Origin of the sequence: Vibrio sp. V38_P2S17PM301 (assembly GCF_009904845.1) — a bacterium.
Taxonomy (GTDB): Bacteria; Pseudomonadota; Gammaproteobacteria; order Enterobacterales; family Vibrionaceae; genus Vibrio; species Vibrio proteolyticus.
In genome coordinates this window covers 25,520-42,860 of the sequence record NZ_WXWO01000081.1, presented here as the reverse complement: position 1 = coordinate 42,860, position 17,341 = coordinate 25,520, and the positions used below count along the sequence as shown (strand labels likewise).

The 17,341-nt window shown below is 48.4% G+C and carries 11 protein-coding genes; 5 read left to right on the top strand and 6 right to left on the bottom strand.

What is annotated here, in order from left to right; translation table 11 throughout:
- Positions 1-51: 51 nt before the first annotated feature.
- Complete coding sequence (yccS, locus tag CAG64_RS17390) at positions 52-2,226, bottom strand: YccS family putative transporter (protein ID WP_161448981.1); 2,175 nt, start codon at positions 2,224-2,226, stop codon at positions 52-54.
- A 187-nt stretch (positions 2,227-2,413) separates the two neighbouring features.
- Here yccS and helD point away from each other — a divergent pair, with 187 nt between their 5' ends.
- A complete protein-coding gene (gene helD / locus CAG64_RS17385) occupies positions 2,414-4,483 on the top strand; it encodes a DNA helicase IV (RefSeq protein ID WP_021705245.1) in 2,070 nt (689 codons plus the stop codon).
- 36 nt (positions 4,484-4,519) lie between these two features.
- Here the strand turns inward: helD and CAG64_RS17380 are convergent, their stop codons facing one another.
- On the bottom strand, positions 4,520-4,975 hold the full coding sequence (locus CAG64_RS17380; RefSeq protein WP_161448979.1) for a methylglyoxal synthase: 456 nt from the start codon (positions 4,973-4,975) through the stop codon (positions 4,520-4,522).
- Between the two features lie 17 nt (positions 4,976-4,992).
- Positions 4,993-6,015: a TMAO reductase system periplasmic protein TorT gene (torT, locus tag CAG64_RS17375; RefSeq protein ID WP_161448977.1), complete on the bottom strand. Its 1,023-nt coding sequence runs from the start codon at positions 6,013-6,015 to the stop codon at positions 4,993-4,995.
- Between the two features lie 80 nt (positions 6,016-6,095).
- Here torT and torS point away from each other — a divergent pair, with 80 nt between their 5' ends.
- Together torS and CAG64_RS17365 are read left to right on the top strand one after the other, a co-directional pair.
- Positions 6,096-8,978, top strand: a complete 2,883-nt coding sequence (gene torS, locus CAG64_RS17370) for a TMAO reductase system sensor histidine kinase/response regulator TorS (RefSeq protein ID WP_161448975.1) — start codon at positions 6,096-6,098, stop codon at positions 8,976-8,978.
- Positions 8,979-8,990: 12 nt separating this feature from the next.
- The gene (locus tag CAG64_RS17365; protein WP_021705249.1) at positions 8,991-9,530 is read left to right on the top strand and encodes a GNAT family N-acetyltransferase; all 540 of its coding nucleotides are present in this window, start codon (positions 8,991-8,993) and stop codon (positions 9,528-9,530) included.
- Here CAG64_RS17365 and CAG64_RS17360 read toward each other — a convergent pair.
- Both CAG64_RS17360 and CAG64_RS17355 read right to left on the bottom strand, forming a co-directional pair.
- Positions 9,508-10,152 (bottom strand): lysoplasmalogenase, encoded by a 645-nt coding sequence (locus CAG64_RS17360; protein WP_161448973.1) that lies wholly within the window; start codon positions 10,150-10,152, stop codon positions 9,508-9,510. The two genes, CAG64_RS17365 and CAG64_RS17360, sit on opposite strands and share 23 nt — an antisense overlap.
- A 101-nt stretch (positions 10,153-10,253) precedes the next feature.
- Positions 10,254-11,402 (bottom strand): iron-containing alcohol dehydrogenase, encoded by a 1,149-nt coding sequence (locus CAG64_RS17355; RefSeq protein ID WP_161448971.1) that lies wholly within the window; start codon positions 11,400-11,402, stop codon positions 10,254-10,256.
- A gap of 158 nt (positions 11,403-11,560) precedes the next feature.
- Between CAG64_RS17355 and CAG64_RS17350 the strand changes: the two genes are divergently transcribed.
- Positions 11,561-12,451: an AraC family transcriptional regulator gene (locus CAG64_RS17350; RefSeq protein WP_021705252.1), complete on the top strand. Its 891-nt coding sequence runs from the start codon at positions 11,561-11,563 to the stop codon at positions 12,449-12,451.
- A 374-nt stretch (positions 12,452-12,825) separates the two neighbouring features.
- A complete protein-coding gene (locus tag CAG64_RS17345; RefSeq protein ID WP_161448969.1) occupies positions 12,826-15,963 on the top strand; it encodes a chitinase C-terminal domain-containing protein in 3,138 nt (1,045 codons plus the stop codon).
- A 71-nt stretch (positions 15,964-16,034) separates the two neighbouring features.
- Here CAG64_RS17345 and glgC read toward each other — a convergent pair whose 3' ends face one another.
- Positions 16,035-17,252 carry a glucose-1-phosphate adenylyltransferase gene (glgC, locus tag CAG64_RS17340; RefSeq protein WP_161448967.1) on the bottom strand — a complete coding sequence of 406 codons (1,218 nt, stop codon included), beginning with the start codon at positions 17,250-17,252 and terminating at the stop codon, positions 16,035-16,037.
- Between the last annotated feature and the right edge of the window lie 89 nt (positions 17,253-17,341).

Here is a 17,341-nt window from a genome sequence, read left to right as displayed (position 1 = left end):
AGTAATGTCAACTAATGTCAAAGGTTCGTGAGAGAGACAAGATCCTGTCGCTTAACTGTTTGATCCCGGAGAGTCTACGCGGACCGCGAATTTGCTGGCCAAAGAATGCATTTCAGGCAGCATTCGATGGATCAGGTGCAACTGTTGTAGCACCATGCGAGCAGAGCTGTCATCTTCGTCGCGCCACTCAGAAAGACGTTTTTCCAGACCTGAATCGTCGATATCACTGGTGTCACAGGTATCACAGTGATCATTGAGCTGAGTGTAAAGAATATCCAGATGTCGGTGAATGGCCCGATGCGCATCAAGCACTAATTGATGTATGGCCTCATCATTGATTCGGGTGCGGTGGGCACCCAAAGCGGAGATGTAGCTGAGCAGGGCGTGGTTCAATGTCAGGAAACGAAAACTTTCGTCGACCGCCGCGCGGTAACGCCCCGGCTCTGCCAGCATCGTGCTGATGGCATTAGTTAGGTTGGCATCGTTGTTGTGAGCAGAACGACGCGCGATACGATAAGTTAAGTTGTCTTTTTTACCAATGCGGTACTGACCGATGATCTGAGCCAGATAATCTTTGTTCGCACCAATCGCATCTGCCATGATCTTATGCAACCGACGCGACTGCCAGTCAGGGAAAATAGATACCACGGCGGCGACGGCCAACGCACAACCGATCAACGTATCTCCAAGGCGAGGCAATACAACGGCAAAACCTTGACCAAGCTGGTTGAAGCAAAACAGGACTAACAGAGTAATAAAGCCGGTCGCAAATCCGTAATTGTTGATACGAAACGCGAAAAACATGACGCCGGAGAGAACGATCAACACCAGTTGGCTTTCCTGTGACGGGAAAAACGTCAGCAGCGGTACCCCAATCAATAGGCCAGCCAGCGTGCCGGCAATTCGGGCTACCAGTTTCTGGCGTGTCGCGGCATAGTTGGGTTGGCAGACAAACAGTGTGGTCAGCAAGATCCAATATCCTCTGTCGATATCGAATACTTGAATAATGCCATAGCCGAGCGTCAGCGCGAGAGACATGCGCAGAGCATGGCGAAACAGCAAGGATTCTTTGTTGAGATTCGACTGAACTCTCTGCCACATGGCTTTCAATGAGTGCGCTTCGGTGTCATCAAGTACATCTTCTTCCGGTTTACTCTCTGCATCCGGGTTGTTGATGTTGTTGAGCTGCTTTTCAACCGTTGCAAGGTTATTGAACAGGTAGCTTAATTGAGCCAGAAGACTTTTCCATTGCGGATTCTTTTGTTCCTGCAGATAGGTCATCGAGCTTTGCAATTCATCTAACGCAAGCACCGAAGCGTTCATATGCTGGTATTCTTTTCCGAGGCGAATCGACTGCGCAATTTCGCGACAGGCAAAAGCCTGCGTTTGCAGCAGATGTTCAAAACGAAACATCACATCCGAACGTTGAAACTCTTTGGCCAGTTCCTGATAGCGGTAATGGCTGGAGCTGACGCGTTCGTGAATATCCTGTGCCATAAAATAAATGTTAAGAAAACGGTCACTGGCACCATCAACGTGGCCACGCTTTGAACGGCTCAATAAGGTGGCTTTACACTGGTTCAAGGCGGTCACTGTGGCAGCGTTGAGCTTGGCTTCCGCGATACGATGAGGCTGAGGAATCAACTCGCTAACGGGGTGGAAAAGGTGGCTTTTGGACTCCAGATAATCGGCCAGTTTCTCAAAGACGTTTGCCAGGCTGTGCTGAACTGGCTGCATAGGCCAGAAGGCATGCCAGATCATTGAAACAAAGTAATACCAGGCTGCCCCCGTCAGCAGCATCGCGGGTTGAAACCAAATGTCGGTGCTTTCATGGGCACCTAACATGGTGTAGATGGCGATCAGCAGGGAGCCAAATGCGATGCTGGCGTATCTTGGGCCTACGGCTCCCAGCATAATAAAACCAAAGGTTGAGATAAAAAGGCCAGCGGCGAATAACCAAGGCAGCTTAAACAGTATTTCGATGGAAAGCGACGCGATACCAAAACAGACAAAGGTGAGAGTGACCGCTTTCAGACGACCGGTGAAACTGGCGTCACTCTCCGCCAGTGCCGCCGCAATGACGCCGAGAATGAGCGGGATGATTTCTCTGTCGAGCTGAAAATGCCATGCCGGAATGACAACGCCGAGCAGAGTGATCAGAATAAGCAGGCAGTAGTTGATGGTTTTATTTGCCCAATAAAGGCGCAACTGGTTGGTAAAATTCACAATGGCTCAACTTTGAAAAATTCTAACCTATACAATAACCCGTATTGAGGGCTTAACATACTGACACAGATAAAAAAATGAGACTGTTTGTAGATATAATCGTCAATGCAAATATTGACATTAAATTTTCATCCCTGATCCTGATTGTTATATCATGACGGCAACCGAATCGACAGGCAAAAAAGTAATGCAGCTAAGTGCTAATAAGACTGCAAAGTACCTTATTCAAAACGAATATCATCAAGTTGAGCTCGACAGCGAGCTGATTGTTTTATCTTCTGCGATGAGTGAAGAGCGGATTCCGTTCAATGTATGGAACGGAAAAGTGGCGCTCAAAAGGGGATTGCTGTGGGGAGAAATGAAATTTTTCGCCCATGAAGAGACCGGAGTGCAACGTGCCTGGGTCGTACAGGGATTGCCCTGGCGTCAGTGCCGAGAGTTTGCCCGCCATGCGGTAGCCAAGTACCAACACTGGCACAATGAACAGTGTCGTCAGTTGTCACAACATCTCCCTGAATGGGAAGAAGAGCTGACGCGTCTACGCCGTTTGCCGTCGTTCCTTTCTCATTCGAGTGTTGGACGCTGGATTGATACCGTGAATCAAAATTTGACCGGCATGCATATGTCTCTGGCTGAAGCATGTCAGAGAATGCCGGAGCGTATGGCTGCTCTGACGCCCTGGCTTGAAGACACGGATGAAACCTTATCAGAGCGTAACCACACTTGGCTTGAAAATGAGCGTCCCAATTGGGAAGTGCTCTTTTCGCAACTGGAGTCTTCACCACTTAACCTGTCTCAACAGTTTGCCGTGTTGCTGAACGACGATAATAACCTGATTCTGGCGGGGGCCGGTTCTGGCAAAACCAGTGTGTTGACCGCACGGGTCGCTTATCTGTTACAAAGCCACTTGGCACAGGCAGAAGATATCCTGATGGTAGCGTTTGGCCGTGATGCTGCGCAAGAAATGAGGCAGCGTTTAGACGATAAACTCGGTATGTCTACCGACGGTATCAGCGTGAATACTTTCCACCAGCTTGGCCTTAAGATACTGAATCAGGTTGAAGAAACGAGCGTGGTGGTTTCCCCTCTGGCAGTGGATGATAATCAGCGAAAAGCTTGGTGCATCGATTGGCTGAAGAAGCACTGGATGACACCAACCAATTTTAAACGTTGGCAGAAGCATCTCTCTCAATGGCCAATTGCTTATCTGGCTGGTGATGACGAGCTGGGTAGTCAGGTCGAGAACCCGAAATTGATCGCCTGGCTGGAGAAACAGATGATGCAATTGGCTGCAATGGGCGCGACCAAGAAAGATCTGCAAGAAAAACTGGTCAGCCATTCGGAATATACGCGCTTAAACAGCGAATTATCCCTAGTATGGCCATGCTATCAAGCCTGGCAACAAATGCTTAAAGAGACGGGCCAGATTGATTTCAACATCATGATTCGCCGTGCAACTCAGTATGTGAAACGTGGGCGTTATCGTCCAACGTGGAAATACATCATGATTGATGAGTATCAGGATATTTCACCAGAGCGACTTGAATTGATTGAAGCCTTGTGTGAAAAAGGCAAAGACACAGAGCCGTGTATTTTGTTTGCCGTTGGTGACGACTGGCAGTCTATTTATCAGTTTGCCGGTTCTGATGTCGACCTGACCACCGGCTTCGATTACCGCTTCCCGTATTCGACGGTGCATTATTTGGATACGACATACCGTTTTAATAACCAAATTGGTGATGTCGCGAATCAGTTTATTCAGGCTAACCCGGCTCAGTTGCCAAAAGCGCTACGCAGTCACAAGGAGCAGAAAGCCAAGGCAGTCTATACGGCACCGTCAAACAATGTTGAGAAGATTCTGGACCAACTGAATCGAAGCGCAAAAGGCAAGAAAACCGTGTTGTTACTTGGTCGTAATCATTACCACAAACCGGAGTTGTTGGCAGACTGGCAAAAACACTATGGGTTGCTATCGATAGAGTTCATGACGTGCCATGCAAGTAAGGGTAAAGAGGCTGACTACGTGATTATTCTTTCGGTGGATGAAGGGCAATTCCCGGCCAAAGAGAAATCATTGCACCTGGATGCGGCGTTGACCAAGTCGGATGATGATTTCCCGCACGCAGAAGAGCGGCGCTTGTTCTACGTTGCAATGACTCGGGCAAAAGAGAAAGTCTGGATTACGCACTCGGCCAGCGGGTCCAGTTTTGTCAAAGAGTTACTCGACGGAGATTACCCGGTGATCAAACAGAAATAGAAATAAACAAGCCCCGCATCGAGGGGCTTTTTTGTATCAGGTACGATCGCTTAAATAGGCTTGATAGTCGGGCACTTCAATATCGACTTCTTCTTCGAGCAGAGAAGAGGAAAAAACAAACTTCGCTGACGCTCGGTTGGTGGCCACAGGAATGTTCCACACACTGGCAATACGCAAGAGTGCTTTTACATCCGGATCATGAGGTACGGCATTCAGCGGATCCCAGAAGAAAATCAGCACATCTATTTTCCCTTCAGAGATCAATGCACCGATTTGCTGATCGCCGCCCATTGGACCACTGATCATGCTCTTTATCGCCAACCCGGTTTCTTTACTCAGCATGCTGCCGGTGGTGCCCGTTGCGTAAAGGAAGTGACGTTGTAGCTTTTCTTTGTTTTCTTCAACCCAGCGCAGTAGTTCAGGTTTGCAGTTATCGTGTGCGACCAACGCAATATGTTTGTGGGCTGGCATTGTACGTACGGTTTTCTTCATGTCTTGTCCTAACTTTCCTAATATGTGTCACGCGATTCGGGTTTGACCCGGAACACCGGCCGGTATTTGGATGGGGACAGCGAATCGCTGATCACACTCTCATCCAAATTCTCCGGTGTCAGGGGCGCGATGTCGGGTGCCTGAACGGGGGAGAATGGATTCCCGCTCAAATAATCATAAGCTTGCATCACTGACAAGCGGCCTTGTTCGACCATTTTATCTGTCGACGAAAATTCGACTTTGTGCCGCAACAGACCACGATAGACGCCATGACTGAGATAGGTGGACACCAACCCAATTTCGTCAACTTTTCCGGCAGCTCGTAGCTCACTGATGGCGGCCTCTATGGCGACGGCACTACCAACTATATAATCAATAGCTCCGTCTTCCACGGCTTTTTGCACAAAATTGCGTTGTAACTCTTTATCGTTGTCTGCCCATTCGGTGGCGACGATCTCGATACGGCTCTTTTTTATGGCCTGATAGAAACCTTCGATTACCGGTTTGGTTCCACCACTGGAGCGAGGCCCTGGCAGCAACAATACCCGAAGAGCGTCTGTTTTGGTTGCCGCTTGTTTTGCCAGGTATTGGCCGGACTGGAATCCCATCGAATACCAGTCTACGCCAACTTCTCCTTTCAGCGCTGATACACCAGCATCATTGAGGTTGAGCTTATTGATGGTTGCAAAGACCGGCGTCGACCCTGCGAGCTGAGTTAAGGTATCGCGGTACAAATCAGGTGCTACAGTCCCCAAAAGAATGGCGTCGGCTTTCCATTTTACGCATAAACGAATGTGCTCTTGCTGTTTTGCCTCATTCGGATAGCCACCCGCTTCCAGCACACGTAGGTCGACATTCAGTTTTCGCGCTTGCTCGACCATTCCGTAGTTTACCGACAGCCAGTAGGAATCTTTGAGATGCGGATAGAGCGCACACATTTTAAATGCGGTGTTTGAGGAGGTGGTCGCCGACGCCGGTAGAGACGGTAAGATAAAAAGACATCCTACGACGAAAGAAAAGGAGCGTTTAGTCAGAGACATTGATCAATTCGTTGGCATAGCAGTGTAAACACTGCAAAAATATAGCGTATTCCCGCTGTGTAAAGAAGTGAAGTTTCAGAATGTTATTAGCCAGAGCCAGCATCGGTCGGAAATTGTTGTTCGCCTTTTTGATTATGGCGCTGCTGGTATTATCTTCAGCCTTAGTTGGGATGTTTGGCTTTTCATCGGTCGCCAGAACAGAGCGCAACGTGGTGAATTCAGCGATCCCGGCAATGATCGAAGCGCGTCAGGTCGCGGAATTAAGCTCCCGGATTATCGCGTCGGTTCAGGTATTGTCAAATGCAAAAACCGAGGTGCAGCGTCAACAATCCGGCGACGCTTTGTTCAGCCAACTTCAAACTCTCCTTGAACATATCGGTGCGCTGGGTTCCGATTCTTTTGATGCCGGTTTGCTCGATAAACTGGCTGCCGATGTGCAAAACATCATTGATACTCTGGCGAACCTGGGAGTGTTGGTGGAAGAAAAACTTCAGCTTGCTGAAGACCTGAATGAACGAGTGAAGGAGATGCGTAAGATCGGCCTGGAGCTTGAGCAACTGACCCGCACACAGGTTTTGAATACCAGCACTATTGCCGTGGCCAATGTTACGCACATCTATGATCTGTTGGATAAGCAAAATACCACCGAAGCATATAAAGCCCTTGATGCGCTGGTGGAAGTCGATCTCGATCTTTCTGAACGTTTGCATGAATTGCACCTGCTTGCGTTTAAAATGCTCAATCAGATTGAGGAAACTCGCACTGTGACTGATGCTTCACGCATTCAGCACATTCGACAGGCGTTCTCTGAGAACCTCCTTATCATGATGCGGCGTGTTAAGGCGGTTGAGGATCCGACTCGATCACAGCAAATGGTTCAATTGTTGCGGCAACTGGAACAGAAGCAGCTGTTGTTTGATGTTTTACAGCAGCGCTATGACAATGAGCAGCAACTTCATCAATTAATGCAAGATACGCTAGCGCAGTTTTCAGCGCTTAACACCACCGTTAATCAATTGGTGGATGCGTCAAATCAGACGACAACTCAAGCCATATCGGAACTGAAAAGCACCTTACAGCTTGCTCAGATCGCTTTGTTGGCGCTGACGTTAGCGGGTCTGTTGGCGGCGGTCATCATTGTCTGGAAAGTGGTTTACATTTCAGTGGTTAAACGTTTGAACCGGTATTCGCAAGCGTTGTTATCCATCGCAAAAGGCCAGCTTAAATTGGATATTGAAGCTGAGGGGCATGACGAACTGGCGCAAATGGGACGAACGATTATCACCGCCAGAAATACCGCTCAGGCATTAAAGATCGTGGCGGAAAGTGAAGCGGAGGCAAAGCGAGAGCTGCTGCAACACAAAGAGCATCTGGAAGAGTTGATAACGGAACGAACCGGCCAGCTTCAGCAGGCCAATCAGCAGTTGAATCAGGAAGTGACGAATCACGCCAAGGCCAGAGCCGATGCGGAGCAGGCCAGCCGCGCAAAATCGGCGTTTCTCGCCACGATGAGTCACGAAATTCGTACGCCGATGAATGGGGTATTGGGTACCGCGCGTCTATTGCAGGAATCCTCGCTGGATCGGAAGCAACGTCACTATGTCGATGTGATCAATCGCAGCGGCAAGACCTTGTTGGCTATCCTCAATGACGTCCTGGACTATTCGAAAATTGAAGCCGGATATCTCGAAATTAGGCCAGACGATTTTAATCTCCGCAGCATGGTGACTGACGTTGCCGAGTTGTACAAAGGACGAGCGGAAGAAAAAGGATTAGAGTTGACCGTGACATTGGAATCCGAACTTGCTTATGATTGGTTCGGGGATAGGACACGCATCAGCCAGGTCCTGACGAATTTGATTGGCAACGCAATTAAATTTACTGAAAACGGTTATGTGGACGTTTACATCAGTGAAGACCCAGATAACCAAGGGCAGTTATTGTTTGATGTTAGCGACTCAGGGGTAGGGATTTCAGCCGAAGAACAACGAACCTTATTTGACGCATTTACCCAGGCGTCAAGTGGTATCTCCAGTAGAGGCGGAACTGGATTAGGTCTTGCCATTAGTAAGCGTATCGTTGAGGCCATGGGCGGCGCGATTTTTGTTGAATCGGAACTGGGTCAGGGAAGTCGGTTCGGCTTTACCATTCCACTGACCCAGGGGCATTCTCAGCAACAGCAGGAAACGCCATATAGCGCGGACAAGAAAGCTTCGGTATTGCTGATAGAAGATAATGATGTTAACAGTCTGGTTGCTGAAGGCTTTTTGACAAGTCTTGGCCATGACGTGACTCTGGCTGAAGATGGACATCAGGCTAAAGAAGCCTTCGTGGCTCACCGTTTTGATATTGTCTTGCTAGACATCAACCTGCCGGACATCAATGGTGTTGAGTTGCTGAAAGAACTGCGTGAGATGGATTTGTCCATTTCGAGTGACGTTGTCACTAAGTATGTGGCTGTTTCTGCACATGTGTTTCGTGAAGAGGTGGAATCCTACTTAGAAGCAGGCTTTGATGGGTACTTACCCAAACCCTTGGATAAAGATGAACTTTCTAATTCTATCCAGCAAGCATTAGCAGGAAATTACGTAACAGCAGGGGCTGAGAACACGCCCAATGAAAGCCATGATGATGTAATATTGGATACCTCGGTGATTGACTCTGATATTCGTATTTTAGGACTTGATAAAGTTCAGGAAATCATCACTATGTTTGAGACGACAGCTAAACAAACCGTTGCTTATCTGGACGCGTCCGCTTGCAGGCATGATCAGGATGGCGTGACAGCGCTGGCACATAAACTCAAAGGGTCGGCGGCGAGTCTGGGTCTAAACACTCTGATGGCATTGTGTCGTGATATCGAAGCCAGCAAAACCGCATGCCAGGACTATTCAGTCAATCGTTTCCGCCTGGAAACATTGCTTGTTCAGTCAACTCAGGCACTCAAGGACTATACCCAATAACCGGAGAATTTTATGCTCAATATTGAATCAGCCAGACTATCTATGACTCAGTTAACAAAGGACGACTGGGCATTGTTTCAGCGTCTTCATCAAGATGAGAAAGTGATTCGATATGCATTTGATAAGCCGGAAGTTGAAGACATTCGCCGTCGGTTTGAGTCACGCTTGCCTGTCTGGCAGTGGGGATCAAAACATTGGTTGTGTCTGGTTATTCGTGAACAATGGTCTGGGAAAGCAATCGGCGTAACCGGATTATGCGTTTCAGAAGAAGGCGAAGCGGATGTCGAGATTGGCTATATGCTATTGCCGGAGTCCCACGGGTTGGGCTATGGAACCGAGTCGTTGGTGGCTTTAGTCAGGCATGTTGAGCAAAATTTCCCGGTAGAAAAAATTTCGGCGATCGTCACAGACGGCAACATCGCTTCACGTAAGGTGTTGGAAAAATGTGGCTTTAAGTTATTTGAGAGAGAGAAAAACGCCTACCAAATTGGCGGCGTTTTATACGATGATTTAATTTATCGCTACCTGGTTAAAACGTCAGAACCCGCGTAGAAAGCGCGACCGCAGAGAGCGTAATTAAAGCTTGTGCTGTGTAATATGTAACCATGATGACGTGGCGGGAAAATTTTGAGGTTGAGCGGAAACGGTCAATCGCCAGCACTAGATCAGACAACATGAAAATGAACGCCCCCATCATGGCAAGGCTCGCTGACTGACTGCCAATGTCGTGCCAGTATTCCATCGCGCACCATGTCATAACCATGATGACCAAGATATAGAAGGCCACCGGAATGGCCATATTGCCAAGGTTTGGCAGCAGGAAAAGAAACACGATCACGCCGCTGCACAGCAACAAGATAGGAATCCAGTGAGTGATTTGCGGGTTGGCAAACTCAGAAAACCCAATGGCATAGGCAATATGCGCCAGTAAAAAGCTCAGCAAACCGGGGACGAACTTGTCTTTAGGGTGCATCAGAAACACATCCCCGATAGCGGACAAAGCTAAGCCTGCAAGAATCCACTGCGCGTATCCCAGTGAGGCAATATCGGAATGGAAGATAACCGCCATCATCAACACTATGGGTGTTGGTTTGGACAGGTAAAAGATCCATTTAGGGCCACGATCAATAGATAGAATATGAATAAGTGCTGTGAGTCCGATTGCCAGCCACATAGGTGCTCCGTTAATAAAAAAGCAGTGTACGTTTTGTACACTGCTTTTTATTTTATCGCTTACGTGGCTAAAAGCGACTGATAATTCATACTTATTTGAATTTACGCGATGGCTTCTTCAAGGATCTTACGCGAAACGGGCAACGTGATTGCCTGATGTTCACCAAGTTGGGTCATACCGTGCGCTTCGAGTTGGGAAATCACCGCTTCGATGGCTGCGTTTTTATCGTCACCATGTTCCGTCAGTTTGGTTGGTACGTTCAACGAAAGATAGAAGGCTTCTATGGCATCGATAGTTTGCTCGGCTAGGTGAGCGGATTGAGCCAGTCCAAATACATTGCGACCCATCTGTTCGAGTTTGGCGCGTTTCACGTCAAGCTGATTTCTCAACAACGATGGTTGAATAATTGCTAGCGAGCGTGCGTGATCGACGCCCCACAGAGCGGTTAACTCATGGCCAATCATATGCGTTGCCCAGTCATGAGGCACACCACTACCGATCAAACCATTGAGCGCTTGGTTGGCGGAGTACATCAGATTGGCGCGCCAGGTGTCATTGTCGCGTTGGTCGAACTGTTCACCCAGAGTTTTAAGGTTACGCAATAATACCTCTGCGTAGCCATCCTGAACCATCGCATCACCCGTCATTGTCAGGTATTGTTCGCAAACATGAACCCAGGCATCAACGATACCATTTAACAACTGACGCTCAGGCAGGGTTTTCATCACATCTGGATCCATGACGGCGAACTTAGGCTGAACCGCCGGAGACATAAACGGCAGTTTATCGTGGGTCTCTGCTTTGGTGATCACCGCCCCCATGTTGGATTCTGAACCGGTTGCTGGCAGTGTGAGGATAGCGCCAATCGGCAGGGCTTCCGTCACCTGGTGTTTCCGGGTCATGATGTCCCAGCCATCACCGTCATACTTTGCCGCCGCCGCAACGTACTTGGAACCATCAATGACGGATCCACCGCCGACGGCAAGGATAAAGTCGATCGCTTGTTCTTTTGCGATAGCTACCGCTTTGTCCAGAGTTTCTTTGGTTGGGTTCGGCTCAACCCCGGAAAATTCAGTCCATTGATGATGTTGTAGGGCGTCGACAACCTGATCATAAACGCCGTTTTTCTTAATCGAGCCACCGCCATAAATAACCAGGACTTTTTGCTGCTGAGGAATTGTCGTCGCGGCTGACGAAATTTGCCCCTGACCGAATATGATTTGTGTTGGGTTGACGTATGTAAAGTTCATTACTTTCCCCTTTTTGATGGTGTGCAATGGATTTTCATAAATGGAATGTGTGCATATTAGTCCTTGAGGATGGAGCTTTAAATACCAATTTCTCCATTTATATTGCCTATTTCTACAAATTCGATAATCTATTGTACAGTTCGATAGGGAGGGGGCTTATGAAAAGTCTTGGTCAACTGCTGCAAGTGTACATAGACAAACATCATCTTGATGAGCTGGAAGGAATTGCACCGACGGCGATTCGCGGCGTAACGGTTTATCGCAGTAGCACGGGCAATAAGCGCACACCATTTGTTTATCAGTCTGGCATCATTATTTTGGGCCAGGGATGTAAGAATATACATATCGGCAATGTGCCCGTGTGTTACGGGCCAGAGGACTATCTGGTGGTGGGGGTTCCGATGCCGCTCGAGTGTGAAGCGCATGCTGTGGATGGTAAACCGCTGTTGGGACTCAATATCGATATTGATCCTAAACTGCTACATCGTATGGTGAACAAACTTGAGGCTATTGGTTATCGCCACTCTCCGCGCACGGGACATAAACAGGGGCCTGGTTTACGATCCGTTCATATGAATGACAGGATGCTGAGTTCCTGCAAGCGTCTGGTGGAAGCACTGTGTGATGATCTGGAGGCCGAAATGTTGGGAGAAATACTGTTGGAGGAAATGGTGTTTCGCGCATTGACCAGCGAAGAGGGGTACGTGCTGTTTGATCTGGCGCAGCATGAGGGGGCCTATGCACGGGTTGCCAAAGCGCTCAATAAAGTTCACAAAGATTATTCGTCCACACTGACGGTTCAGGCGTTAGCGGAAGAAGCAAGCATGAGTATTTCCGCGTTTCACACTGCTTTTCGCTCTGTGACGCTTGAATCACCATTGCAATACATCAAAAAGGTGCGACTCAATAAGGCCAGAGAACTGATTCATTTTGAAGGACGTCGTGTGAATGATGCGGCACGTTTGGTGGGTTATACCAGCTCGTCGCAGTTCAGTCGTGAGTACAAACGTCATTTCAACGAGACACCAAGTGGAGTGAGAGCGAACTGACTCGCAACTTTTATAAAAGAGGAAACTAACCTGTTGGTTGTTTACTGTTTTTTAACAATTTGGTTTGATGCATAATTCTCTTAACCCCTATAGAGATCTAGTCAATCTCGCTCCAATAGCCCGCATTTTCATCATGAAATGCGGGCTTTTTTTAGATGCTCAAAATAAAAGAAAATAAGTTATCGATGCAAATTAAGTAGGGTGGCGTTACATTGCCACAACAATATATTGCGAGTGATTATATAAATATCACATATTTTGCGTGTAATTTTCGTTAACTCTCCTAGAGTTGTTTTACTTGAGATTTTAAGTGTTCTTACAGAACTGAGAATATTTATTTTTATGTGAAACAACTACTTAAGGGAAAGGCAATTATGCATCGTAACGGAAAAGTAGGCAAAAGCGTGTTTACGCTCAGCACTTTGACAGCATCCTGCTTGATGGCATTCGGCAGCTACGCAGCCGTTGATTGTACTGGCGTTCCAGAATGGGATGCAGGAACAATCTACAACGGCGGCGAACAAGTACAACAAAACGGTACCGTCTACCAGGCAAACTACTGGACTCAGGCAAATGATCCAGAAACCTCAAACGGTGATTACGCACACTGGAAAGTCATTGATACCTGCGATACCGGGCCAATCGACCCGAATGAGTCGCCAAGCGCCTCGCTACTCAGTCCGTTAGCCTCAGATCAAATTACCGAGGGTGACGTTGTCACTCTTTCTGCAAGTGCTCAAGACACTGATGGTACAGTTGCGCGCGTCGACTTTATGGTTGATGGCGTGGTGGTGCAGCAAGTCAGCAGTGCGCCATATTCAGCGTCCTGGACAGCAACCGCAGGCCGTCATACTTTCGCTGTGATGGCATATGATGATAAAGACGCCGTTAGCCCAGAAAGTTCGGTGACGCTGACAGTATCGTCTTCGCAGCCTGGTAATGAATCGCCAACGGTGAGCGTTGCAGTATCTGCGACACAAGTTGAATTGGGAGAGGTGGTCACCTTGACGGCTGATGCTGCTGATACCGATGGCAGTGTTGACAAGGTTGATTTCTATGTAGCCGGAACATTGGTCGGTACAGTTGCCAGTGCACCGTACTCACTGGACTATACGACGACGCAAAGCGGTGCTTTGGCTGTTTACGCGAAAGCGACGGATAACCTTGGCGCCAGTACAGATTCGTCTCTGGTGACGCTTACCGTGAATGGCGCACCGAGTGTTGCAAATTGTCGCCCGGATGGTCTGTATCAGACCGAAGGTGTGAACGTTCCTTACTGTACGATTTATGATGAGGAAGGCCGTGAGAAAATGGGCGCCGATCATCCTCGACGTGTCATTGGTTACTTTACCAGTTGGCGTAGCGGTGATGATCCTCAAGCTGCCTATTTAGTGAAAGACATTCCATGGGAACAACTGACGCACATTAACTATGCCTTCGTCAGCATCGGTTCAGACGGAAAAGTGAATATCGGTGATGTTAATGACCCGAACAATGCCGCTGTAGGCAAAGAGTGGAATGGCGTTGATATTGACCCAGCCCTTGGTTTCAAAGGTCACTTTGGCGCTCTGGCAACTTACAAAGAGCGCTATGATGTGAAAACCCTGATTTCGATCGGCGGCTGGGCAGAAACTGGCGGTCACTTTGACACCAATGGTGAGCGTATCGCAGATGGTGGTTTCTACACCATGACAACCAATGCAGATGGTTCTATCAACCATGCCGGTATAGAGAAATTTGCGACGTCTGCTGTCGAAATGATGCGTAAATATAAGTTTGACGGCTTGGATATCGACTACGAATACCCAACGTCCATGGCGGGGGCGGGCAACCCTTATGACAAAGACTTCATGGAACCACGTCGCCAATATTTGTGGGCGTCTTATCAAGAGTTAATGAAAGTTCTTCGCGCCAAGCTGGATGCAGCGTCGGCTCAAGATGGTCACCATTATATGCTGACTATCGCGGCGCCGTCTTCGGGTTACCTGCTGCGTGGTATGGAAACGTTTGATGTGACCAAATACCTCGACTACGTCAACATCATGTCTTATGACCTGCATGGTGCATGGAACGATCACGTGGGACATAATGCGGCGTTGTATGATACTGGTGAAGATTCAGAGCTGGCTCAGTGGAGTGTTTACACCACAGCGCAGTACGGTGGTATTGGTTACCTGAATACCGATTGGGCTTACCACTATTTCCGTGGCTCTATGCCTGCGGGCCGTATCAATATCGGCGTTCCTTATTATACTCGCGGATGGCAAGGTGTAACGGGCGGCACTGATGGCCTGTGGGGCCGTGCAGCGCTACCAAATCAGTCTGAATGTCCGGCAGGTACTGGGGAGGGCGAGAAAAACAACTGTGGTTACGGTGCTGTCGGCATCGACAATATGTGGCACGACACCGATCCTAAAGGCAACGAAATGGGGGCTGGCTCTAACCCTATGTGGCATGCCAAAAACCTTGAGAAAGGCATTTGGGGTTCTTACGCAGAAGCGTATAAGCTTGATCCGGTTAATGATCCAACCGATCAATTGGTTGGTCAGTACACCCGTCATTACGACAGCGTAGCGGTGGCACCATGGCTGTGGAACAACGATAAGAAGGTTTTCCTTTCGACCGAAGATGAAGCGTCGGTCAACGTTAAAGCTGACTACGTTATTGACCAGGAAATTGGCGGTATCATGTTCTGGGAGCTGGCGGGTGACTACAACTGCTATGTTCTGGATGCCAATGGAAATCGCACCAGTGTTGATGAAACAGAGCAGGCTTGTGCAACCGGCAATGGTGAGTATCACATGGGTAACACCATGACCAAGGCTATCTACGATAAGTTCAAATCGGCGACACCTTATGGAAATAAAGTTGCCACGGGTGCTATTGCTACAGAAGCAGTGGATATTGCAGTGTCTGTTGGCGGGTTCAAAGTGGGCGATCAAAATTACCCAATTAATCCGAAGATCACTTTCACGAACAACACCGGACAATCCATCCCGGGTGGCACAGAGTTCCAGTTTGATATTCCTGTATCGACACCGGACAACGCAAAAGATCAGTCGGGAGGCGGCTTACAGGTGATTGCGTCAGGCCATAGCCGTGGTAACAATATTGGTGGCTTAGATGGTACGATGCACCGTGTTGCGTTCTCACTGCCATCATGGAAGGAACTACCGGCTGGAGGAACGTATGAACTGGATATGGTGTACTACCTGCCAATCTCTGGCCCTGCGAACTACAGCGTGAAGATCAACGGTGTGGATTACGCCTTCAAGTTTGAACAACCTGACTTACCACTGGCCGATCTTTCCAGTGGCAACAATGGCGGAGATAACGGTGGCGGTGACACCGGAAGTGGTACGGTAATTCAGTGGGAGCCGGGTGTCACTCAAGTTAGCAACGGCGATACCGTGACGTACAACAGCAAATGTTTTGTCGCGAAAAACAATCCTGGAACATGGGATACACCAACCCAGTCAAACTGGTTCTGGGACGAAGTGACTTGTCCTTAATCCGAAGTAAAAAAGAGCCACCAAACGGTGGCTCTTTTATTGATACGCAAGATTCGCTCTACCACTCTTTTTCAAGAGAATTGATAGCTCTCCGGAACCACAACAATTCCTTTTTCTGAGATATGGAACCGCTGCGCATCTTCCAGCCGGTTTAAACCTATCTGAGTCTCGGGCGGGATCTTCACGTGCTTGTCTATAATGCAGTTGACCAACTGGCAACCTGCGCCGACTTCGACATCGTCAAATAAAATACTATCCACGACTGTAGCGCCATCATTGATCTTAACACTCGATGAAATGATCGAGTGCTGAACAGAACCTCCAGAATTAACGACCCCGTTAGAAATCATGGAGTTAATGAATATTCCTTCATTCCCCGAACCTGAGGAGACCGTTCGGGCAGGTGGTAGCTGAGGTTCATAAGTTCGTATTGCCCAGTTGGGTTGGTAGAGATTCATCGGAGGAACGGGCTCGAGCAAGTCCATATTAGCTTCATAGAAGGAGTCAATGGTTCCCACGTCGCGCCAGTATTTATCTGCCGCGACTCGTCCCTTATCCCGGCCGAACTGGTAAGCGTAGACGCCTTGCTGACCGATCAGTTTTGGAATGATATCCTTGCCAAAGTCGTGACTCGAATCCTCTAGATGGGCGTCTTCTTTCAGTGCTGCCTGCAATGTACTCATATTAAAAATATAGATACCCATTGATACCAGACTACGGGTGGGGTTATTTGGCATTGAAGGGGGATTGTCTGGCTTTTCGACGAATGAGGTGACACGATGCGAGTCATCAACCGCCATAACGCCAAACGCACTGGCTTCATCTACCGAAACGTCCATGCACGCAACGGTCAACTCGGCACCCGTTTCTTTGTGTTCTTGTAGCATGGCGGCATAGTCCATGCGATAGATATGGTCTCCAGATAACACAACTACGTACTCAGCGTCGCTGCGACTGAGCAACCACAGGTTATGGTAGATCGCGTCAGCCGTTCCTTCGTACCATTTGCCACCTTTACGCATCTGTGGGGGCACTACAGTAATAAATTCGCCCAGCTCTGGGTTAAAAATAGACCAGCCGTCACGCAAGTGCTTTTGTAGTGAGTGCGACTTATATTGAGTTAGGACAAGAATACGTCGTAGGCCGGAATGAAGGCAGTTGGTTAACGTAAAATCAATGATGCGGTATTTCCCTCCGAAGGGGACGGCAGGTTTGGCGCGGTCATCCGTGAGAGGGCTGAGTCGTGATCCCATTCCTCCGGCGAGTACAACGGTAAGAGTATCTTGCATCTTGGTTCTCCCTGAAACAGTGCAATGTATTTTCCTTTTTGGTACCCGCTACAAGATTTAAGCCAATCCAAGTACGCTTTAAATATCAT

What these genes read in the sequence shown, in the direction of transcription:
- helD (WP_021705245.1), top strand. Translation starts at nt 2,414, where the DNA reads ATGCAGCTAAGTGCTAATAAGACTGCAAAGTACCTTATTCAAAACGAA.
- CAG64_RS17380 (WP_161448979.1), bottom strand. Translation starts at nt 4,975, where the DNA reads ATGAAGAAAACCGTACGTACAATGCCAGCCCACAAACATATTGCGTTG.
- torT (WP_161448977.1), bottom strand. Translation starts at nt 6,015, where the DNA reads ATGTCTCTGACTAAACGCTCCTTTTCTTTCGTCGTAGGATGTCTTTTT.
- torS (WP_161448975.1), top strand. Translation starts at nt 6,096, where the DNA reads ATGTTATTAGCCAGAGCCAGCATCGGTCGGAAATTGTTGTTCGCCTTT.
- CAG64_RS17365 (WP_021705249.1), top strand. Translation starts at nt 8,991, where the DNA reads ATGCTCAATATTGAATCAGCCAGACTATCTATGACTCAGTTAACAAAG.
- CAG64_RS17360 (WP_161448973.1), bottom strand. Translation starts at nt 10,152, where the DNA reads ATGTGGCTGGCAATCGGACTCACAGCACTTATTCATATTCTATCTATT.
- CAG64_RS17355 (WP_161448971.1), bottom strand. Translation starts at nt 11,402, where the DNA reads ATGAACTTTACATACGTCAACCCAACACAAATCATATTCGGTCAGGGG.
- CAG64_RS17350 (WP_021705252.1), top strand. Translation starts at nt 11,561, where the DNA reads ATGAAAAGTCTTGGTCAACTGCTGCAAGTGTACATAGACAAACATCAT.
- CAG64_RS17345 (WP_161448969.1), top strand. Translation starts at nt 12,826, where the DNA reads ATGCATCGTAACGGAAAAGTAGGCAAAAGCGTGTTTACGCTCAGCACT.
- glgC (WP_161448967.1), bottom strand. Translation starts at nt 17,252, where the DNA reads ATGCAAGATACTCTTACCGTTGTACTCGCCGGAGGAATGGGATCACGA.